The following is a 20,080-nucleotide window of genomic DNA, read 5'->3' on the forward strand; positions in this document are numbered from 1 at the left end:
AGTTACTCTTGCCGGCAGTATTTCATCAGGGGATATGCATGAGCCAGTTCGCCTTGTTGGGCCAGCGCCGCTTCGCGCCGTTTTTCTGGACGCAAGCGCTGGCGGCGTTCAACGACAACGCCTTCCGCAATGCGCTGCTGGTGCTGGTGGCCTTCCAGTTGGGACTGGACGACCATCAGGCCTCGATCTACACCAGCCTTGCGCCAGCGCTGTTCATCCTGCCGTTCTTCTTTTTTTCGGCCACGGCGGGGCAGCTGGCGGAGCGTTTCGAGAAGACGCGCATCATCCGCTTCGTCAAGCTGTTCGAGATCGTCGCGATGGGGGTGGCGGCGGTGGGCTTCGTCACCCACCACGTGAGCCTGCTGCTGGTGGTGCTGTTCATGATGGGGCTGCATTCCACCGTGTTCGGGCCGATCAAGTACGCGATCCTGCCGCAGGCGCTCAAGCCGGCCGAGCTGGTGGGCGGCAACGGCCTGGTGGAGATGGGCACGCAGCTGGCGATCCTGGTGGGCATGATCGCGGGCACCACGGCGATGGGCGCGGGCGGCATCGGGCCATGGCTGGCCGGGGGCATCACCATCACGGTGGCGGTGGTGGGGTATGCCATCAGCCGCACGATTCCGCCGGCGCCGGCCACCGCGCCGGAACTGAGGATCAGCTGGAATCCCTTCTCCGAAACCGCGCGCGTGCTGCGCATCACCCACGCCGACCGCGCGGTGTGGAATGCGGTGCTGGGCATCTCCTGGTTCTGGTTCTTCGGCACGGTGCTGGTGGCGCAACTGCCGATCTACACGCGCGAGACGCTGGGCGGCGACAATACCGTCTACACCCTGGTGCTCACCCTGTTCACCGTCGGCAGCGGGCTGGGTGCGCTGGCCTGCGAGAAGCTCTCCGGCAGGCGGGTGGAGATCGGCCTGGTGCCGCTGGGCGCGTTCGGGCTCACCGCCTTCGGCGTGGATCTGTTTTTCGCGCGCCATGGCGCATCGCCGGTGCGCGACCTGAACTGGCTGGCCTTCCTGCGCGGCGCCGGCAACTGGCGCATCGTGCTCGACCTCGCCCTGATCGGCGTCTTCGCCAGCCTCTACGTGGTGCCGCTGTTCGCCTTCGTGCAGGCGCGCGCGCCGCGCGGGAAGCTCTCGCGCATCGTCGCCGGCACCAACATCATGAACGCGCTGCTGATCGTCGCCGCGGCGGGGTTCGGCCTGGGCCTGGGCGCGCTGGGGCTGGATGCGGAGCACATCTTCCTCGTCGCCGCGCTGCTCAACGTGCTGGTGGCGGCCTACATCTTCACCCTGGTGCCGGAGTTCATTCTGCGCTTCGTCACCTGGCTCATCACGCGCACGCTGTACCGCGTGCGCGCGGACGGCTTGCGGCAGGTGCCGGAGGAGGGCGCCGCGCTGCTGGTGTGCAACCACGTGAGCTTCGTCGACCCGCTGCTGCTGATGGCCAGCCTGCGTCGGCCGGCGCGCTTCGTGATGTACTACAAGATCTTCAACATCCCGTTCCTGAAGTTCCTGTTCAAGACCGCGCGGGCGATCCCGATCGCCGGCTACAAGGAAGACCCCGCCGTGCTGCAGGCGGCCTACGACGCGATCGACGCCGCACTGGCCGAGGGCGAGCTGGTGTGCATCTTCCCCGAGGGCGCACTGACCCGCGACGGCACGCTGGCGCCGTTCCGCCCCGGCGTGGAGAAGATCCTCGCGCGGCGTCCGGTGCCGGTGGTGCCGATGGCGCTGCGCGGCCTGTGGGGCAGCATGTGGAGCCGGCGCGATTCGGCGATGCGCCGCATGCGCCTGCCGCGCCGCTTCCGCGCGCGCGTGGAGCTGGTGGTGGATGCGCCGCGCCCGCCCGACGGCGTCAGCGCCGCCTCGCTGGAAACCCGCGTGCGCGAACTGCGCGGCGAACTGGCGTAGCCGGCATTCCGGTTCCTGGCGGCGGGCGCCGAACCGCGCGCCGTGTCAGCGCAGCCAGCCGCCCACCACGATCAGCGCCACCACGCTGAGCCAGGCCAGCAGGGCGCGCAGCAGGGCGCCGCGCAGGCGGCGCAGTTCGGCCAGCGCATCGCTGCGCTCCTCGGCGTAGCCCTCGCCGCCGTCGATGTCGAACTGGATGTCCGCGCGCGAGGCGGCGCCGAGAAAGCCGGGGCCGTCGGCCAGCCAGGCGTTGGGCAGGGCTTGTTCGTGCCAGCGCTGCCAGGCGCCGATCACCGCGTCCCAGTGCCCCACCAGCGCCAGCGTGAACACCAGGAGCTGCGCGGGCGCCCAGTCCAGCAGGTTGGCCAAGCGGCGCGCGCTGGCGCGCGCCTCGCCGTCCAGCGGCAGGCTGTCGTCGTGGCCCAGCGCCCGGCTCAGCCGGTACAGCAGGGCGCCCGCCGGGCCCAGCAGGAAAAACCAGAACAGCACGCCGAAGCGCCGGCGCAGCGCGGCGTAGGCGGTGGCCTCGCCCAGCTCGGGCGCGCGCCACGGCACGCGTTCGCCATCCTCGCCCAGCGCCTGCGCCGCGGCTTCGCGGCTGGCGCCGTCGGGTGCATGGAGGATGGCGGCCAGATCCGCCTCGAAGGCATGCGGGCCGAAGCTGTACAGGATCACCGCCAGCGCCAGCAGCAGCTGCAGCAGATCGGCCACGGGCAGGTGGCCCAGCAGCCAGATCGCCAGTGCGCAGGCCACCAGCGGCACCAGCAGCGCCAGTGCGATGCGGCCTCCGCCGCTGGTGTCGCCCAGCTGCTTCACCCAGCGGCGGAAGCCGGCGTCGCCGCGCCAGTGCGCAAGGCGCGGCTGCCAGTGCAGCAGGCCGAGGGCGATCAGGGCGACGAGCAGACGGATGGCCATGCGCTAACTCCAGTGGATGGCCACATTGTATGCGAGGCATGTGCCGCGCTGGTTTCAGCGCCGTGCCGCCACCAGTGCATCCAGCGACAGGCCGGCGCGTGCCTGCAGCCAATCGGCCAGCAGGCGATAGGACACCGACAGCGGCGTGGAGGGCAGGAAGCTGCCGTCGGCGATGCCGCTGGCGATCTCCTGCGGGGCGAACCAGCGGGCTTCCTCCAGCTCGCCGTCGCGCGGGTGGATGGTTGGCTCGCTGGCTGTGGCGGTGAAGCCCAGCATCAGCGAGGCCGGCATCGGCCAGGGCTGCGAGGAGTGGTAGTGCACCGCGTCGACGGTGACGCCGGACTCCTCCATCACCTCGCGCCGCACGGCGTCCTCCAGCCCCTCGCCCGGTTCGACGAAACCGGCCAGGGTGGACCAGCGCTCCGGCGGCCAGCTGGCCTGGCGACCGAGCAGGCAGCGGCCGGCGTGTTCCACCAGCACGATGATCGCAGCGTCGGTGCGCGGAAAGTGCATGTGGCCGCACGCGGCGTTCGTGCAGCGCAGGCGATGGCCGGCGCTGACGATGGCGACCGGCGCGCCGCAATGCGTGCAATGCCGCGTCTCGCGCTGCCAGTGCGCCAGGCCCTTGGCGTAGGCGAACAGGCCGGCCTCGTCGGGGGCGAGCAGCAGGCCCGCCGCGCGCAGGCTGGCGCGTCGTGCCGCCAGCGCGTCCTCGAGCGCCGCGGCATCGGTGTCCTCGGCCAGTGGCAGCAGGAAGTGCGCTCGCCCGCCCGCGATGCCGAGCAGCCAGGCCGGCGTGTCGGCGCACCGGCGTGCGCGCTCGGCGCCATCCAGCCAGCGCAACGCGTCGCGGTCGGCGTGCAGGAAGGCGCGGTCTTCGGCGTCCAGCAGCAGGTAGCGCGTGCCTGGCGCGGCGGCCTGCGTGGCCAGCCAGGCCGCGTCGTCGCGGTACTCGGCCATGCGGTCGAGGACGAGGCTCAATCCGGCGAAGGTGTTGAGCGGCGGCGATGTGGCCATGGTCAGGCGGAGAACGAGGAGCCGCAGCCGCAGGTGGTCTTGGCGTTCGGATTGTGGATCACGAACTGCGAGCCGCCGAAGCTCTCCTTGTAGTCGATCTCGGCGCCGGTGAGGTACTGCAGCGACAACGGATCGCACAGCAGGGTGACGCCGTCGCGTTCCAGCGCGAAGTCGTCGTCGGCTTGTTCCTCGTCGAAGGTAAAGCCGTACTGGAAGCCCGAGCAGCCGCCGCCGGAGATGTACACGCGCAGCTTCAGCGCGACGTTGCCCTCCTCCGCGATCAGCTCACGCACCTTGTGCGCGGCCTTTTCGGTGAACAGCATCGTCGCGCCGCTGTGGTAATCGGGCATGGCGGGGAGCGGGAGCAGGGTATCCATGAACATTCAACACCGGGGAATGGATGGCACAAGCATACTTCGACCGCGCCCCCACGTGGCTGTTCCGGGATACCCGAAAACCATCTTCCCGGCGATTTTCGAACCGCCGAACCCAGTGCATGTCCGGGTTTGGCGTCGCCGTTCAGGCCGCCCGCCAGCCGTGCGGCGGCGCGGCGCGTGGTGGAGCGTTGCCCAGCTCCACGCGGCACATGCCTTCCACCAGCGGCGCGAAATGGCGCAGCGCGCGTTCGTACACGTCACGCTTGAAGTTCACCACGTGCGCCGCCGGATACCAGAAATCCACCCAGCGCCAGATGTCGAACTCCGGCTTGTCACCCGCATCCAGCCGCAGCGCGTTCTCGTCGCTCACCAACTTGAGCAGGAACCACACCTGCTTCTGGCCGATGCAGGTGGGGTGCTGGTGCTGGCGAATGTAGCGGTGCGGCAGCTTGTAACGCAGCCAGCCGCGGGTGACGGCGAGCACCTCGACGTGCCGCGCATGCAGGCCGGTTTCCTCCTCCAGCTCGCGGTACATCGCCTCCAGCGGCGTCTCGTCGCTGCGCATGCCGCCCTGCGGGAACTGCCAGCCATCGCGGTTGATGCGGCGCGCCCAGAACAGCCGCCCGTCTGCGTTCAGCAGCACGATGCCCACGTTCGGACGGTAGCCATCGACGTCGATCATCTCGTCATCCTCGGGCCCCGCCGCGGCGGATGACAAGCCGACCGTGCAGGGCGATGGCCCGATTCAACCATGCGCGCCCGGCCCCGGCAAGCCGACGGCAACTTGAACCCGTGCCGCGATGCCATTAAACTGCCGCGCCCCGCCGGTGCACAGCTACTGGGCGCGCGGCGCCCCATGGCTATGTAGCTCAGCCGGTTAGAGCACAGCACTCATAATGCTGGGGTCGGTGGTTCGAGTCCACCCATAGCCACCATGCCTTTGCGGCCACCACCTCGTGGTTTTCCGAGGTTTCCCTTCTGCGTAACCAAGCTGGCCGTTGCGGATCGCCCGCGTCGGCGAGGCGCAAGCGGGTGCTGTGGCGGTTTCTGTGACGCTTTCCGGCGTCGTGGGCTTGAGCAAAAGCGCGGGAACGGTTCCGGCGCTCGTCTGGCGCATGGGCGGGTTGGGTAAGCTTGGCGCCAGGGAAAATTCCGATTCTGCCCCGCTATCGAAGCGAAGCCGCCATCTACGAGCCTCACCACTGGCTCGGTGGCAGGCTCGCAACTCAACGCGGAGCCTGAAGTCCAGCGCCAGACGACCCCGCCATGTGTTTCTGACCGGAATGGACGAGGCGACGCCCGCTTTGTACTTACGTGGGGCGCCGGGTCATCGTGCTTCACGCTCCTGTAGCCGCCCGCCAGCGGCTGATCCCGATCAGTGCCGGCCGCCGGGCGGCGCGCTATACCTGCGGCTGCCTTGATTGCCCGGTCACCGCTCGTGCCCATTTTCGACAATGACAGTTCCCGATTCGCGTCCGGGTCGCCGCGCGACGCCGGCAAGCCCGGCCTGCCGCCTGCCAAGCCTGCGCCACGGCCGGTACGGCTGCCGTTGTGGCAGTGCGTGCGCTGCGGCGCGCGCAAGCGCCTGCGCCGGCCGGGGCGCGGCTGAGGCCGGCGAAAAGGCGCCGTCTGCTGCGGCCACCACCGGGGCTCCCTGCGGTGCCGGCGCACGCGGGTTACCATGCCTGTCCGCTCTCACCGAGTCGCCGGTATGCCGCCCGCCATCCGTCTCGCCACGTTATCCGACCTTGCCCATCTGTGTCGCTGGAATGCTTTGATGGCGCGCGAAACGGAAGGCCGCGAGCTGGATCCGGCGGTGCTGGAGCGCGGCGTGCGCGGGGTGTTTGCGCAGCCGCAGCGCGGTTTCTACCTGGTGGCCGAGTGCGACGGCGTGCCGTCCGGTGGTTTGCTGGTGACCTGCGAGTGGAGCGACTGGCACAACAGCGACTACTGGTGGATGCAGAGCGTGTACGTGGAGCCGGTGGTGCGGCGGCGCGGCGTGTTCCGCGCGCTGCATGCCGAGGTGCTGCGGCGTGCGCGTGCGGCGGAGGTGACCAGCGTGCGGCTGTACGTGGAGCAGGGTAATCGGCGCGCGCAGGCGACGTATGCGGATCTGGGCATGCGGCCCAGTCATTACGCGATGTACGAACAGGCGCCGTAGCCGAGGCTTGCACGGTGGCCTGCGGCAGGTAGGTGGTGCTTTCCCATGTCTTGCCGCCGCGCCCGGGTTCGGCGTCGGCGATCATGCACGTGTGCGGCTGCCCGGCGGATGGCCCGTCGGGCGGTCGCCGGCGGAGCGTTTTCAGCAAGCCGCCAGTTGTTGTTCCAGCGCGGTCGCCGGCATCGGCCTGCCGTAGAAATAGCCCTGCAGCTCGCCGCAGTGGGCGCTGCGCAGGAAATCGGCCTGGGTGGCGGTTTCCACGCCCTCGGCGATCACGGCCTTGTCGATGTCGCGCGCCATCGCGATGATGGCGCGGGTGATCGAGGCGGTGTTGGCGTCGGCGGCGAGGTCGCGCACGAAGCTGCGATCGATCTTCAGCTTGTCGGCGGGCAGCTGGCGCAGGTAGGAGAGGCTGCAGTAGCCGGTGCCGAAGTCGTCCAGCGACAGCCGCACGCCGCGGCGGCGGATGCGCTGGAGCAGGCGCAGCGTGGGGTCGCCGCCGGCGAGCATGCTGCGCTCGGTCAGTTCCAGTTCCAGCTCGCCGGGGGCGATGCCGTATTCGGTGAGCAGGGCGTCCAGTTGCGGATAGAAGCCCTCGTGCTGCAGTTGCAGCGGCGATACGTTCACCGCGATCGGCAGGCGGTGCTGGCGCAGGCGCCAGATGCGTGCCTGCGCACAGGCGTGGCGCAGCGCCCACGCGCCCAGTGGCACGATCAGGCCGCTGTCTTCGGCCACCGGGATGAACTGGTCGGGCAGGAATACGTCGCGGCCTTCGGCGCGCCAGCGCAGCAGGGCTTCGGCGCCGACGATGCGGCCGCTGCCGGCGTCGACCATCGGCTGGTAGTACAGCGACAGCGTGTCGCGGGCCAGTGCCTCGCCGAGTGCGCTCTCGATCTGGTGCCGGCTGGCGCTGCGCGCGCTCATCGAGGCGTCGTAGCGGCGCCAGCTGCCGCGACCGCTGGCCATGGCTTCGTGCAGGGCTATGCCGGCGTGTCGCTGCAGCATGTCGGCGTCGTTGCCGTCGTCGGGGAATACGCCCAGGCCGATGCTGGCGCTCAGGTGCGGCGAAGCGGCGCCGGGCAGCACCACGCGGGCGCAGCGTTGCAGCAGATCCACGGCGCGCAGTGCGGCGTCGGCGGGGGTGGCCAATTGCGGCACCAGCAGGGCGAATTCATCGCTGTGGACGCGATACAGGGTTTCGCCATCGCGCAGCGACTCGCGCAGCACGTGCGCCAGCGTGCGCATGGCGTGGTCGCCGGCCTCGAAGCCCAATGTCTCGTTGAGCTGGCGGAAGTTGTCGATGTCGATGGCCAGCAGCGCGCAACGCGAGCCCTGCAGGGCGGTGCGCTGCACGGTCTGTTCCAGCTGCGACACCAGCCGGTTGCGGTTGGGCAGGCCGGTCAGTGCGTCGTGTTGCCCCAGGTGGATCAGGCGCAGGTTGAGCGCGCGATCCGTGCTGGCGTCGTGGCAGACCAGCACGCCGCCCACCACGCGGCCGGCGGGGTCGTGGACGGGCGCGGCCGATTCCTCCACCGGCGTGCGGAAACCGTCGCGGTGCCACAGCGCGCGGGTACCGGTCAGGCCGACGAAGGTGTCGCGGCGCAGGGCTTCGCGCAGGGGGTTGTCCACCGGCGTGCCGGCGGCGGGGTCGCGCAGGTCGAGGATCTCGTCCATGCGCCGTCCGCGCGCCTCGCCGCTGTTCCAGCCGGTCATCGCCTCGGCGATGGGGTTCAGCGAGGTCACGTGCAGGCTCGGGTCGGTGGTGACCACGGCGTCGCCGAGGGAGTTCAGCGTGGCCTCGGCCAGCAGGCATTCGTGCTGCAGCATCTCCTCGAAACGGCGGCGTTCGCTGATGTCCTGCACCATGGCGACCATGTAGTGCAGCCGGCCGGCCTCGTTGCGCACGCAGGCCACGCTGAGCTGCACGTGCACCGGGTGCCCGTCGCGGTGGATGTAGCGTTTCTCGGCCTGCCAGGCGTCGCGGCTGCCGTTGACGAGTTGTTCCACCAGGATGCCGCTGGTGGGGATGTCGGCCGGGTGGGTGAGGTCGCGCCAGCCACGCGCGAGCAGTTCGGTTTCGCTGTAGCCGAGCAGGGCGCACAGCGCGGCGTTGACGCGCAGGTATTGGCCATCGGGGTGGATCAGCGCCATGCCGATGGCGGCGTGCTGGAAGGCTTGCGCGAAGCGTTGCTCGCTCTCGCGCAGTTGCAGTTCCAGCGCGTGGCGGCGGGTGATGTCGGTGAACACCGCCACCACGCTGCCGACCCGGTCGGCAGCATCGCGCTGTGGCTGGAATTGCCCTTGCACGTAATGGCGCGAGGTGCTGTTGGCCAGCTCGCCCTCGTAGTGCGCCGGCTCGCCGCCCAGTGCGCGCAGCAGGGCGGCGCGCGCGCTGAGGTAGCTTTGCTGGTCGAGCACGTCCTGCATGCGCCGGCCCAGCGCTTGTGCGGGCTCGACGCCGAACCAGCGCGCGAGCGTGGGGTTGGCGTAACGGAAGCGCAGCTCGGTGTCGAGGCAGGCGATCAGCGCCGGTGCATCCTTGAGCACGCGTTCGGCCAGTGCCCGCGGATCGCCGGTGGGGGGCGATTCGCCATCGGGGGTGTGCATGACCGTGGACATGGCTTGGCCTGTGGCGCAGCGGACGTTGTCCCGTGGACGCCAAGCATGCGCCGCGGGGGGCGCAACAGGCCGTGAAAGCGGCGTACAGGCGGCGTGGATACGCCGCCTGCGACCGTCAGTGCAGCGGTGCGGGCGGCACGCCGAGTCGGCCTTGTCCGTCCAGCACCACGTGGCCGGGCGCCTGCAGTTCGGCGGCGCAGCCGTAGCGCGTCGCCAGCGTTTCCAGCAGGGCGCCCAGTGCGCGCGGCGTGAGTGGATAGCCGTGGGCGAGCAGGCGCGGCGCCGGATCGCCGCCGCGCTGGGCCACGCTCACCGCCACCACGCCCAGGCCCGGCGCCTCGTGGGCGTACAGCTCGGGCGTGGCGGCTTGCGGATCGGGGGCAAGCTGCGGTTCCAGCAGCCAGCCGGCGTCGTCGTGCGCGGCCTCGGCGGCGTCCAGCCGCAACGCCACGCCGTGCGCGCCCAGGAGGGCCATGTACTGCCGCAGTTCGAACAGGATGCCGGCGAAGTCGTGCGCGCGGGCACGCGGGTCGGCCGGCGTGTCTTGCGCGGCCAGCCAGGCGGCCGGCGGCTGCGCCAGCACTTCACCGTGGGCGTAGCGCAGCGCGAGGCCGCGCAGGCTCATCGTCGCCTCCTCGCGCGCGGGGGTGAGCAGGGCCGCCTCCAGCAGTTGCCACATCGGCGCGAGGTTCGCGTGTTCGTACTGCACGCTCACCATCGCCATCAGGTCGCCGCGGCTGAAGTAGCGCGCGTGCTCCAGGCGCAGGCCCAGCGTGCGCATCAGCCAGTCGGCGGTGGCGTTGCCGGTGGCGCCGCGCCCCACCAGTTGCACCTCGATCTCGGCGGACAGCGTCTCGGCCAGCTCGGCTGGCGCCAGCAGCAACAGCGGCAGCAGGCGCATCGGGCCTTCGGCGTAGAGCAGCGAGGGCTCCAGCGCGGGTGCCGGCATCTGGCCTTCGTGTGTGCCGAAGGCCACCACGTGGTTCAGGTGCGCGCGCGGCACGCGGCGGGCGAGGTCTTCCAGGGTGTGCCACACCGGGAAGCCGGGGCGCAGCAATTCCACCGTGTCGAACAGCGCGCCGGCCAGCGCGAGCCGGGCGGCGTCCACCTGCGGCACCACCGCGTGCAGGTCGGCGGCGATCAGCTCGACCAGCTCGGCCGCCTCGTCGCGGGTGAGGGTCTGCCGCGCGGCCGCTTCGCCGGCGACCGGCTCCATGGCCAGAACCAAGGGCAGGGCGACGAGCGTTTGGGTGTCCACGGGCGATGTTCCGGCATTGGGGAGCGGCCATTCTACCATTCAGCCTCCCGGGCTTCCGCGATGCAGCATGGCGAGTTAGCCTTGGCGTACTCGACCGTAGGGTTTGTTCGAACATGGAAAACACGCAAAAACGGCGCGTCGGCGTGATCGGCGGCGTGCGCATCCCGTTCTGCCGCAACAACAGCGCGTACGCCGACGTGGGCAATTTCGGCATGTCGGTGAAGGTGCTGGGCGCGCTGGTGGAGCGCTTCGGCCTGCACGGCGAGGAACTGGGCGAGGTGGCGCTGGGCGCCGTCATCAAGCACGCCAGCGACTGGAACCTCGCGCGCGAGGCGGTGCTGTCCTCCGGCCTGGCACCCACCACACCGGGCATCACCACCGCGCGCGCCTGCGGCACCTCGCTGGACAACGCCATCGTGGTGGCCAACAAGATCGCGGTGGGCCAGATCGAGGCCGGCATCGCGGCGGGCAGCGACACCACCAGCGACGTGCCCATCGTCTACGGCACCCGGCTGCGCAAGCGCCTGCTGGCGATGAACCGCGCCAAGACGCCGCTGGACAAGGCGAAAGCCGCGCTGGCCGGGTTCTCGTTCAAGGAACTCAAACCCTCCTTCCCCGGCGTGGCCGAGCCGCGCACCAGGCTGGCCATGGGCGACCACTGCGAGAAGATGGCGCGGCAGTGGCAGGTGAGCCGGCAGGCGCAGGACGAGCTCGCGCTGGCCAGCCATCAAAAGTTGGCCGCCGCTTACGAAGCCGGCTTCTTCGCCGACCTGGTGGTGCCCTTCCGCGGCCTGGAGCGCGACGGCTTCCTGCGTCCCGATTCCACGCTGGAGAAACTCGGCGCGCTCAAGCCCGCCTTCGACAAGACCTCGGGGCAGGGCACGCTCACCGCCGGCAATTCCACCGGCCTTTCCGACGGCGCGGCGGCGGCGCTGCTGGCCAGCGAGGACTGGGCCGCGCGGCACGGCCTGGCGGTGCAGGCATGGCTGCGCGACGCCGAGGTGGCGGCGGTGGATTTCGTGCATGGCGAGGGCCTCCTGATGGCGCCCACCGTGGCGGTGGCGCGGCTGCTGCAGCGCAACGGGCTCACCCTGCAGGACTTCGACTACTACGAGATCCACGAGGCCTTCGCCGCCCAGGTGCTGTGCACGCTGCGTGCGTGGGAGAGCGCGGACTACTGCCAGAGCCGGCTGGGGCTGGCCGCGCCGCTGGGCACGATCGACCCGGCGAAACTCAACGTCCACGGCTCCAGTCTCGCCGTGGGCCATCCCTTCGCCGCCACCGGCGCGCGCCTCATCGCCACGCTGGCCAAGCTGCTGGAGCGCAAGGGCGCAGGGCGCGGCCTGATCTCGATCTGCACCGCCGGCGGCATGGGCGTCACCGCGATCCTGGAGCGCTGAAGCCGGTTCGCGGGGCAGTCGGGTTCAGTCCCGATTCGCCCTGCACGGCGCATAAGCTTCCGCCATGTTTCGTCTGCGCACCACCACGGCCCTGAGTCTGCTCGCGCTGCTTGTCGGCGGCGCGGGAACCGGGTGGTTGAGCGACATGAACACCGGTTGGGCCGGGCCCAGCGAGCGCGTGGCCGGCTTCGTGCCGCGCGTCGGCGAAGCGCGCCGGCTGGCGCCGCACCCGGCACATGGCGCGCCGTTGGTGGCCCGCCGCCATCTGGCGCCGGCAGTGGCAGTGGCGAGTGCGCCGGATGAGGCGCCCGCACCGCCGCCCGTGCTGCAGCCGCTGGCGATGCCGGAGGCGCCGCTGCCGTGGTCGCAGGCCGAAGGCCACCTCGATGGCCGCGTGCTGCTGCACGTCAGCGTCGACGGCCAAGGCCAGGTCACCGACGCGAGCGTGCTCGAGTCCAGCGGCGACGCCGTGCTCGATGCGCATGCGCTGGCCAGCGTGCGCGGCTGGCGCTTCGCCGTGCCGGCGGATCACCCCGCCGGCTTCAGCGGCGAACTGCCGATGCGCTACAGCGGCGGCAGCGGACAGGCGGCGCCGTAGGGCCCAGGAGCTTGGGCGGCAGAAGCCATCCGGGCTGCAAAGCACGCCCTGCAGGGGCAACTTTCCGCCTCAAATGTTTCTACCGCCCAAGCTCCTGGCTTCCGCCGATCCAGCTGCGCTGCACGCGGCCGACGGCGTCCAGTGCGACGAGGTCGGCGCGGCAGCCCACCGCGATGCGGCCATGGCTGGCGGTGAGGCCGAGGAAGTCGGCGGGGTAGCCGCTGGCCATGCGCACGGCTTCGTCCAGCGGCAGGTCGAGCAGGTGCACGGCGTTGCGCACGGCGCTCGCCATGTCCAGTGCGGAGCCGGCAAGCACGCCGTTCGCGGTTCGGCAGATGCCGTCCTGCGCGGTGATGGTTTCGCCGTTCAGCACGTAGCTGGGGTCGGCGGCGCCCACCGGCGGCATGGCGTCGGTGACCAGCACCATCTTGCCGCGCGGCTTGGCGGCGATCGCGGCACGCAGGCTGGCGGGGTGCACGTGGTGGCCGTCGACGATGATCCCGCACCAGCTGCCGGGATCGTCCAGCGCCGCGCCCACTACGCCGGGTTCGCGGCTGCCCAGCGGCGTCATCGCGTTGAACAGGTGGGTGAAGCCGCGCACGCCGGTGGCCAGCGCGGCGCGTGTGGTGGCGTGGTCGGCGGCGGTGTGGCCGGCGCAGACGATCACGCCGGCGGCGGCCAGCCGCGCGATGATGGCATGCGGCACCTGTTCGGGTGCCAGGGTCACCATGCGCACGCCGCGATGCGGCGCGCAGATCATCGCCAACTCCTCTTCGCCCGGCACATGGAACCACTTGGGGTCGTGCACGCCCTTGCGCGCGGGCGCCAGCCACGGGCCTTCCAGGTGCACGCCGAGCAGGCCGGGCACGCCTTCATCGAAGGCCTTCTCCACCGCCGCCAACGCGGCGCGCATCACCGCCACGCTGTCGCTGATGAGGGTGGGCAGGAAGCCGGTGGTGCCGAACTGGCGATGCGCCGCGCCGATGGTGCGGATGGTGTCCACCGTGGGCGCGGCGTTGAACAGCGCGCCGCCGCCGCCGTTCACCTGCACGTCGATGAAGCCGGGCAGCAGCGTCTGGCCGTGCAGATCGACGGGCTCCGCCGCGCGCACCAGCGCGTGCCCGTGCGGCAGCAGCGCGGCGATGCGCGCGTCTTCGATCAGCACGGCGAGGTCGTCGCGCCAGCCGTGGGCGGTGAGGACGCGGGCATGGGTGAGGGCGATGGGCATGGGTCTGGCTGATGGCAATGGATGGTTGCGGTGCCGCGAAGAGCAAGAGCTGTTACCGATGCCTGGCAAGGGCTTCTGCCCTTGCCAGGCTCGCCGTCGCCGGGCGCCGCCCGGCGGCGGCTCCGCTGGCCGCCCGCTGCGCGGACGGCCAGCGTGTGGCCCATCCATGGGCCACTCTCGCGGCGGCAGGCGCGCGCGCGGTCAGACGGTTTCGGTGACCTTGTTGAGATGCGGCGGCACGTCGGGATTGAAGCCGCGTCGCAGCGCCAGCGCGCTGGCGGCGCGGTAGAAGCTCTGGATGGCGATGAGCGGGGTGCAGATCGCCGGCAGGCCGCCGGCCAGCGGCAGGCAACCCGCGCCCTGCCTGCCCGGCGCGGCCACCAGCACGTGGGCGCCGCGGGCACGGAATTCGTCGGCCACCGCGAGCGTGCTGGCCAGCGACTCGTCCTCCTGCGCGAAGCACAGCACCGGGAAGTGTGGGCCGACCAGCGCCATCGGGCCGTGCTTTACCTCGGCGGCGCTGAACGCCTCGGCGTGCAGGCCGCAGGTTTCCTTGAATTTCAGCGCCGCCTCCAGTGCGGCGGCGAGGCCGTAGCCACGGCCGAGCACGAACAGGTTGTTGGCCGGCGTGAGCACCTCGACCAGCGGCGACCAGTCCGCACCCCAGCCGGCGCGCAGCGCATCGGGCAGGGTGTCCAGCGCGGCCAGCAGCCCGGCGTCGCCATGCCAGTGCGCGGCCAGTTGCAGGATCGCGGCCAGCGCCGCGAGGTAGCTCTTGGTGGCGGCCACGCTGCGTTCGGGGCCGGCGTGCAGCGGCAGCACGGTATCGGCGAGCCCGGCCAGCGGCGAATCCGCCACGTTCACCAGCGCCACCACGCGCGCGCCGGCAGCCTTGGCGGCCTGCGCCGTGCGCACCAGATCGGGGCTCTTGCCGGACTGCGAGATGGCGATGAACAGCGCGCCCTGCCACTGCTGCGGGGCCGCGTAGACCGAGGTGACCGAGGGCGAGGCCGAGGTCACCGCGATGCCGAGCTGGGTTTCGAACACGTACTTGGCGTAGGCGGCCGCGTGGTCGGAACTGCCGCGCGCGCAGGTGACGATGAAACGCGGCGGCTGCGCGCGGAGCTCGGCGGCCAGCGCCTTCACCACCGCCTCGTTGGCGGCGAACTGGCGCGCCACCACGTCGGCGGATTCGTGCGCCTCGCGGAACATCAAGGTGTCGCTGGCTTGCATGGTTTTCTCGGGCGGGGGCGGGGAGGGTCAGTCGGCGTGCAGCTCGGCCACGAAGTCGTAGATGTCGCCGCGGTACCAGGAGCAGGTGAACTCCACCACGCGGCCATCGTCGAGGAAGCTGCGCCGTTCGATGTTGAGCCCGGCGCTGCCGGTGGCCACGTGCAGCAGGCGCGCGTGCTGCGCGCCCAGCGACACCGCGCGCAGACGCTGCAGCGCCCGCTTCGGACGGCAGCCCAGCGATTCCAGCACCTCGTACAGCGAGTCGCGCACCAGCATCGGGTCGGTCAGGATGGCGGCGGGCACCACGCTGCGCTCGATGGCGAGCGGCTCGTTCTGGCCGTAGCGCACACGGTGCAGGCGCACCACCAGCGAGCCGGGCGAGAGGTTCATCGCCATGGCTTCCTCTGGCGTGACCTCGCCCACGCTGCGCTCGAAGAACTCCGAGCGCGGATGCAGGCCGCGGTCGCGCAGATCCTCGGTGAAGCTGGACAGGCGCGACATCGGCTTGACGATGCGCTCGGCGATGAAGGTGCCGGCGCCGTGGCGCTGGGTGAGCAGGCCTTCCTCCACCAGGCCGGCGATGGCCTTGCGCACGGTGACCCGCGACAGCTTGAGCGTCTGCGACAGGTCGCGTTCGCTGGGCAGCGCCTGGCCGGGCTCGATGGCGCGCTGCTCGACCACGTTGCGGATCGCGCTGCGCAGGCGCAGGTAGGCCAGCGGCTGGTGGTTGGCCGGGTCGCGGCAGATCCGGCGGTATTCGCGGGCGAGAGTGGTTTCCATGCCATGAAGATACCAATAGCAAACCATTGCTTGCAAGTCGTCTGGATGGCCAATTCATGGTTTCAGATGAAACTGGCTGGAATCATTGCCTGAAAAACTCGGCAATGAATTCGTATGCAGTGGTCTGCTTGCTCTGGTATTTCACTGGTACTATCGTCGTCGCACGGGCCGGCCAACCCACGGCCAGCCATCCCTGCCTCGAGGTGATTGCGTGACGGCTACCCTGTACACGGTTGACAGCTTCGACCTGGTGATCTTCGGCGGCACCGGCGATCTCGCCCTGCGCAAGCTGCTGCCCGCGTTGTTCCACCGATTCGCCGACGGCCAGATTCCGGCCGACAGCCGCATCGTCGGCGTGGCGCGCGAGGTGCTGGACGACGCGGCCTATCGCGCCCAGCTGCGCGAGACGCTGGTCGCCAAGGGCGCCGCCGCCGGCAAGCTCGACGCCTTCCTCGCCCTGGTCCACTACCGCACGCTGGACGCGCGCAAGGACGAGGGCTGGGTGGATTTCGCCGCGCTGGTCGGCGGTGACTCGCCGCGCGTGCGCGTGTTCTACCTCAGCACCTCGCCCGAGCTGTTCATGGACATCTGCCGCCGCCTGGGCAGCCACGGCCTGAACGGCGAGCACGCACGCGTGGTGCTGGAGAAACCCATCGGCCGGGATCTGGCCAGCGCGGGGCGCATCAACGACGCGGTGGGCGAAGTGTTCGGCGAGGCGCAGACCTTCCGCATCGACCACTACCTCGGCAAGGAGACGGTGCAGAACCTGCTGGCGCTGCGCTTCGGCAACGCGCTGTTCGAGCCGCTGTGGAACGCCAGCCACATCGACCACGTGCAGATCACCGTGGCCGAAACGCTGGGCCTGGGCCGCCGCGCCGGCTACTACGACCACGCCGGCGCGATGCGCGACATGGTGCAGAACCACTTGCTGCAGCTCTTGTGCATGGTGGCGATGGAGGCGCCCGCCTCGCTGGCGCCCGACGCCGTGCGCGACGAGAAGCTCAAGGTGCTGCGCTCGCTCAAGCCGCTGACGGGGGCGGAGGTGGCCCAGCTCACCGTGCGTGGGCAGTACCGCGCCGGCGTGGCCGAAGGGCAGGCGGTGCCGGGCTACATCGAGGAACTGGGCGGCGCGAAATCCGCCACCGAAACCTTCGTGGCGCTGAAGGTCGAGATCGCCAACTGGCGCTGGGCCGGCGTGCCGTTCTACCTGCGCACCGGCAAGCGCTTGCCCGAGCGCGTCTCCGAGATCGTGGTGGCGTTCAAGCCGGTGCCGCACTCCATCTTCGGCGCGGGCGCCGGCACGCTGGCGCAGAACCGGCTGGTGCTGCGTCTGCAACCGGACGAAGGCGTGAAGCTGTGGCTCACCATCAAGGACCCCGGCCCCGGCGGCCTGCGCCTGCGCCACGTGCCGCTGGACATGAGCTTTGCCGAGGCCTTCGGCGCGGCCCAGCCCGATGCCTACGAACGCCTGCTGCTGGACGTGGTGCGCGGCAATCCCACGCTGTTCATGCGCCGCGATGAAGTCGAAGCGGCCTGGCGCTGGGCCGATCCCATCCTCGCCGCGTGGGAGGCCGGTGGTGAACCGCCGCGCCCCTATGCGTCGGGCAGCTGGGGGCCGAGCGCGGCGGTGGCGCTGATCGAGCGCGACGGCCGCACCTGGCACGAGGACGAGGCATGAGCGCGTCGTCCGCCCTCGACATGCACGACTTCCGCGATGCCGAGGCGCAGGCGCAGGCGACGGCGCTGGCGGCGAGCGTCGCCGAAGATCTGCGCGCGGGCATCGCGGCGCGCGGCACGGCGGCGCTGGCGGTCTCCGGCGGCAGCACGCCAAAGGCCTTCTTCGCGCAGCTGGCGCGGCAATCGCTGGACTGGACGCGCGTCGTCGTCACCCTGGTGGACGAGCGCTGGGTGCCGGATACCGACGTCCGTTCCAATGCGAAGCTGGTCAAGGAAACCCTGTTGCAGGGCGCCGCCGCCGCCGCCCGCTTCGTGCCGCTGTACACCGGCGCCGCCACGCCCGAAGCCGGCCTGGCCGAGGCCACGGCGCGCATCGATGCCTTGCCATCGCCGTTCGACGTGGTGGTGCTGGGCATGGGTGAGGACGGCCACACCGCCTCGTTCTTCCCCGGCGGCGACCATCTCGCCGCCGCCATCGATCCGCGGGGCACGGCGCAGGTGCTGCCGATGCATGCGCCCGCTGCCGGCGAGCCGCGCATCACCCTCACCCTGCCGGTGCTGCTGGCCACGCGCGCGCTGTACCTGCTGGTGCGCGGCGAGGCCAAGCGCGACCTGCTGGCGGATGTGCGGCAGGGGTTGGACGGTGCGAAGGACTATCCGGTGTGGGCGGTGGTGCATCAGGACGCGGTGCCGCTCTCGGTTTACTGGAGCCCGTGACCGATACCTCGGTCACGGGCTCCGCGGCCATGGATGGCCGCACGTTGGGCAACGGCTTTGCCGTTGCCCAACGGAGGCAAGCCCGGCGTAGCCGGACTTGCCGAGCCTTTCGCGGGCAGGACAGCCCGCGAAGGGCATAGGTACAGGCTTCTGCTTTTTCTCGAGCAAGCCACGGCCTCAGAGCCAGAGCGCCGCGCTTGATGCCACAAACGGGCTCCTGCCCGTTTTGGACTCGCCCCGGTGAAGCCGGGGCTCCGCCGAAGCCGGCATTCGCCGGCTTCGCGGCGGGCCATCCATGGCCCGCTCCCAGCCCGAAGATTTCCGGATGTTCGCCATGACCCAGCTCCACCCCACCGTCGCCGAAGTCACCGCCCGCATCGTCCAGCGCAGCGCCGCCACCCGCGCCACCTATCTCGCGCGCATCGACGCGGCCATCGGCGAGGGCGTGTACCGGCATCGCCTGGGCTGCTCCAACCTGGCCCATGCCTTTGCCGCCAGCGGTCAGGACAAGCCCGCACTGAAGGGCACCGCCACGCCCAACCTCGGCATCGTCACCGCCTACAACGACATGCTCTCGGCGCACCAGCCCTACGAGCCGTACCCCGAGCAGATCCGCCAGGCTGCGCGGCTGGTGGGCGCGGTGGCGCAGGTGGCCGGCGGCGTGCCGGCGATGTGCGACGGCATCACCCAGGGCCGCAAAGGCATGGAGTTGTCGCTGTTCTCGCGCGAGGTGATCGCGATGGCCGCCGCCGTGGCGCTGTCGCACGACACCTTTGATGCCGTACTGATGCTGGGCATCTGCGACAAGATCGTGCCCGGCCTGCTCACCGCGGCGCTCAGCTTCGGCCATCTCCCCACCATCTTCGTGCCGGCCGGGCCGATGACCAGCGGCCTCTCCAACCCCGCGAAGGCCAAGGTGCGGCAGAACTACGCCGAGGGCAAGGCCAGCCAGGCCGATCTGCTGGAAGCCGAGTCCGGCGCCTACCACGCACCGGGCACCTGCACCTTCTACGGCACCGCCAACTCCAACCAGATGCTGATGGAGATCATGGGCCTGCACCTGCCGGGCGCCAGCTTCGTCACGCCCAACACGCCGCTGCGCGAGGCGCTGACCCGCGCCGCGGTGTTTCGCGCGCGCACCATCACCGCGCAAGGCACGGAGTTCACCCCGGTGGGCCGGATGCTCGACGAGCGCAGCTTCGTCAACGCCATCGTGGGCCTGCACGCCACCGGCGGCTCCACCAACCACCTGATGCACCTGGTGGCGGCGGCGCGCGCGGGCGGCATCGCCATCACGCTGGATGACTTCGACGCGCTGTCGCGCGCGGTGCCGCTGCTGGCGCGCGTCTACCCCAACGGCAGTGCCGACGTGAACCACTTCCACCAGGCCGGTGGCATGCCGTTCCTGATCGGCACCCTGCTCGACGCCGGCCTGCTGCACGGCGACGTGCAGACGGTGTGGGGCCACGGCCTGGACGCCTACCGCGGCATGCCGGCGCTGGACGCGCAGGGCAAGCTGGTGTGGCAGGCGGTGACGGCCAGCGGCAACCTCGACATCCTGCGCCCGGCGGCCCAGCCGTTCCGTCCGGACGGTGGCCTGCGCGTGCTCAAGGGCAACCTCGGCACCGCCGTCATCAAGGTCTCGGCCATGCCGGAAGACAGCATGGTGATCGAGGCGCCCGCGCTGGTGTTCGACGGCCAGGAGGCGGTGCAGGCCGCCTTCAATCGTGGCGAGCTGTACCGCGATTTCGTGGCAGTGGTGCGCTTCCAGGGGCCAAAGGCGATCGGCATGCCCGAGCTGCACAAGCTCACCCCGCCGCTCTCCGTGCTGCAGGCGCGCGGGCACAAGGTGGCCATCGTCACCGACGGCCGCATGTCCGGCGCCTCCGGCAAGGTGCCGGCGGCCATCCACGTTACCCCCGAAGCTGCCGCCGGCGGCCCGCTGGCCAAGCTGCGCGATGGCGACCTGATCCGCCTGGACGCCGCAGCCGGCACGCTCGCCGTGTTGGTGGACGACGCCGAATGGGCGGCGCGCGAGGCGGCGCAGGTCGATCTCTCCGCCCACCACGTCGGCATGGGCCGCGAGCTGTTTGCCTGCCTGCGCAACGCCGTGGGCCCGGCCGACGAAGGCGCCACCGTGTTCGCCGCCATCGACCACGCCTGATACCCGTTCTTTCTGTAGAAGCG

16 protein-coding genes and 1 tRNA gene are annotated in these 20,080 nt (G+C 70.8%); 8 read left to right on the forward strand and 9 right to left on the reverse strand.

The features are described 5' to 3' along the window. Positions 1–38 precede the first annotated feature (38 nt). On the forward strand, positions 39–1,913 hold the full coding sequence (locus tag AC3WQA_RS11140; RefSeq protein WP_492675120.1) for an MFS transporter: 1,875 nt from the start codon (positions 39–41) through the stop codon (positions 1,911–1,913). Positions 1,914–1,958: 45 nt separating this feature from the next. Here AC3WQA_RS11140 and AC3WQA_RS11145 read toward each other — a convergent pair whose 3' ends face one another. The 4 genes from AC3WQA_RS11145 to AC3WQA_RS11160 all read right to left on the reverse strand — a co-directional run bounded on the left by AC3WQA_RS11145 (position 1,959) and on the right by AC3WQA_RS11160 (position 4,904). Next, entirely contained in the window at positions 1,959–2,828 is an 870-nt protein-coding gene (locus tag AC3WQA_RS11145; protein WP_492675121.1) for a beta-lactamase induction protein, read from the reverse strand. Between the two features lie 54 nt (positions 2,829–2,882). Next, positions 2,883–3,845 (reverse strand): NAD(+) diphosphatase, encoded by a 963-nt coding sequence (gene nudC / locus AC3WQA_RS11150; RefSeq protein WP_492675122.1) that lies wholly within the window; start codon positions 3,843–3,845, stop codon positions 2,883–2,885. A gap of 2 nt (positions 3,846–3,847) precedes the next feature. Further along, positions 3,848–4,222, reverse strand: a complete 375-nt coding sequence (gene erpA, locus AC3WQA_RS11155) for an iron-sulfur cluster insertion protein ErpA (RefSeq protein ID WP_492675123.1) — start codon at positions 4,220–4,222, stop codon at positions 3,848–3,850. 142 nt (positions 4,223–4,364) lie between these two features. Further along, on the reverse strand, positions 4,365–4,904 hold the full coding sequence (locus AC3WQA_RS11160; protein ID WP_492675124.1) for an RNA pyrophosphohydrolase: 540 nt from the start codon (positions 4,902–4,904) through the stop codon (positions 4,365–4,367). A 176-nt stretch (positions 4,905–5,080) separates the two neighbouring features. On the opposite strand from AC3WQA_RS11160, the gene AC3WQA_RS11165 reads away from it, so the two are divergent. Continuing rightward, positions 5,081–5,157: transfer RNA gene (locus AC3WQA_RS11165), tRNA-Met, on the forward strand. 842 nt (positions 5,158–5,999) lie between these two features. Then, positions 6,000–6,383, forward strand: coding sequence for a GNAT family N-acetyltransferase (locus tag AC3WQA_RS11170; RefSeq protein WP_492675125.1), 384 nt, complete (start codon positions 6,000–6,002; stop codon positions 6,381–6,383). Between the two features lie 141 nt (positions 6,384–6,524). Here the strand turns inward: AC3WQA_RS11170 and AC3WQA_RS11175 are convergent, their stop codons facing one another. Both AC3WQA_RS11175 and AC3WQA_RS11180 read right to left on the reverse strand, forming a co-directional pair. Further along, a complete protein-coding gene (locus AC3WQA_RS11175; protein ID WP_492675126.1) occupies positions 6,525–9,002 on the reverse strand; it encodes a sensor domain-containing protein in 2,478 nt (825 codons plus the stop codon). A gap of 115 nt (positions 9,003–9,117) precedes the next feature. Then, on the reverse strand, positions 9,118–10,260 hold the full coding sequence (locus tag AC3WQA_RS11180; RefSeq protein WP_492675127.1) for a hypothetical protein: 1,143 nt from the start codon (positions 10,258–10,260) through the stop codon (positions 9,118–9,120). Between the two features lie 113 nt (positions 10,261–10,373). On the opposite strand from AC3WQA_RS11180, the gene AC3WQA_RS11185 reads away from it, so the two are divergent. Both AC3WQA_RS11185 and AC3WQA_RS11190 read left to right on the forward strand, forming a co-directional pair. Then, positions 10,374–11,660, forward strand: a complete 1,287-nt coding sequence (locus tag AC3WQA_RS11185) for an acetyl-CoA C-acetyltransferase (RefSeq protein ID WP_492675128.1) — start codon at positions 10,374–10,376, stop codon at positions 11,658–11,660. A 64-nt stretch (positions 11,661–11,724) separates the two neighbouring features. Then, positions 11,725–12,258, forward strand: a complete 534-nt coding sequence (locus tag AC3WQA_RS11190) for an energy transducer TonB family protein (RefSeq protein WP_492675129.1) — start codon at positions 11,725–11,727, stop codon at positions 12,256–12,258. Between the two features lie 79 nt (positions 12,259–12,337). On the opposite strand, the gene nagA is transcribed toward AC3WQA_RS11190, so the two are convergent. The 3 genes from nagA to AC3WQA_RS11205 form a co-directional block, all read right to left on the reverse strand. Further along, positions 12,338–13,486: an N-acetylglucosamine-6-phosphate deacetylase gene (gene nagA, locus AC3WQA_RS11195; protein WP_492675130.1), complete on the reverse strand. Its 1,149-nt coding sequence runs from the start codon at positions 13,484–13,486 to the stop codon at positions 12,338–12,340. A gap of 201 nt (positions 13,487–13,687) precedes the next feature. Further along, a complete protein-coding gene (locus tag AC3WQA_RS11200; protein ID WP_492675131.1) occupies positions 13,688–14,719 on the reverse strand; it encodes an SIS domain-containing protein in 1,032 nt (343 codons plus the stop codon). 27 nt (positions 14,720–14,746) lie between these two features. Then, entirely contained in the window at positions 14,747–15,499 is a 753-nt protein-coding gene (locus AC3WQA_RS11205; RefSeq protein WP_492675132.1) for a GntR family transcriptional regulator, read from the reverse strand. A 211-nt stretch (positions 15,500–15,710) separates the two neighbouring features. Here AC3WQA_RS11205 and zwf point away from each other — a divergent pair, with 211 nt between their 5' ends. From zwf to edd, 3 genes are all read left to right on the forward strand, one after another. Then, complete coding sequence (zwf, locus tag AC3WQA_RS11210) at positions 15,711–17,177, forward strand: glucose-6-phosphate dehydrogenase (RefSeq protein ID WP_492675133.1); 1,467 nt, start codon at positions 15,711–15,713, stop codon at positions 17,175–17,177. After that, a complete protein-coding gene (gene pgl, locus AC3WQA_RS11215) occupies positions 17,174–17,893 on the forward strand; it encodes a 6-phosphogluconolactonase (protein ID WP_492675134.1) in 720 nt (239 codons plus the stop codon). Before zwf ends, pgl begins: the two co-directional genes overlap by 4 nt. 334 nt (positions 17,894–18,227) lie before the next feature. Next, complete coding sequence (gene edd / locus AC3WQA_RS11220) at positions 18,228–20,057, forward strand: phosphogluconate dehydratase (RefSeq protein ID WP_492675135.1); 1,830 nt, start codon at positions 18,228–18,230, stop codon at positions 20,055–20,057. Positions 20,058–20,080: the final 23 nt, after the last annotated feature.

This window comes from Rhodanobacter sp. FW106-PBR-R2A-2-24, from assembly GCF_058789615.1.

Bases quoted from the DNA above. Each gene is read 5' to 3' on its own strand.
- AC3WQA_RS11140 (WP_492675120.1), top strand. From the start codon at position 39: ATGAGCCAGTTCGCCTTGTTGGGCCAGCGCCGCTTCGCGCCGTTTTTC.
- AC3WQA_RS11145 (WP_492675121.1), bottom strand. From the start codon at position 2,828: ATGGCCATCCGTCTGCTCGTCGCCCTGATCGCCCTCGGCCTGCTGCAC.
- nudC (WP_492675122.1), bottom strand. From the start codon at position 3,845: ATGGCCACATCGCCGCCGCTCAACACCTTCGCCGGATTGAGCCTCGTC.
- erpA (WP_492675123.1), bottom strand. From the start codon at position 4,222: ATGGATACCCTGCTCCCGCTCCCCGCCATGCCCGATTACCACAGCGGC.
- AC3WQA_RS11160 (WP_492675124.1), bottom strand. From the start codon at position 4,904: ATGATCGACGTCGATGGCTACCGTCCGAACGTGGGCATCGTGCTGCTG.
- AC3WQA_RS11170 (WP_492675125.1), top strand. From the start codon at position 6,000: ATGGCGCGCGAAACGGAAGGCCGCGAGCTGGATCCGGCGGTGCTGGAG.
- AC3WQA_RS11175 (WP_492675126.1), bottom strand. From the start codon at position 9,002: ATGTCCACGGTCATGCACACCCCCGATGGCGAATCGCCCCCCACCGGC.
- AC3WQA_RS11185 (WP_492675128.1), top strand. From the start codon at position 10,374: ATGGAAAACACGCAAAAACGGCGCGTCGGCGTGATCGGCGGCGTGCGC.
- AC3WQA_RS11190 (WP_492675129.1), top strand. From the start codon at position 11,725: ATGTTTCGTCTGCGCACCACCACGGCCCTGAGTCTGCTCGCGCTGCTT.
- nagA (WP_492675130.1), bottom strand. From the start codon at position 13,486: ATGCCCATCGCCCTCACCCATGCCCGCGTCCTCACCGCCCACGGCTGG.
- AC3WQA_RS11200 (WP_492675131.1), bottom strand. From the start codon at position 14,719: ATGCAAGCCAGCGACACCTTGATGTTCCGCGAGGCGCACGAATCCGCC.
- AC3WQA_RS11205 (WP_492675132.1), bottom strand. From the start codon at position 15,499: ATGGAAACCACTCTCGCCCGCGAATACCGCCGGATCTGCCGCGACCCG.
- pgl (WP_492675134.1), top strand. From the start codon at position 17,174: ATGAGCGCGTCGTCCGCCCTCGACATGCACGACTTCCGCGATGCCGAG.
- edd (WP_492675135.1), top strand. From the start codon at position 18,228: ATGACCCAGCTCCACCCCACCGTCGCCGAAGTCACCGCCCGCATCGTC.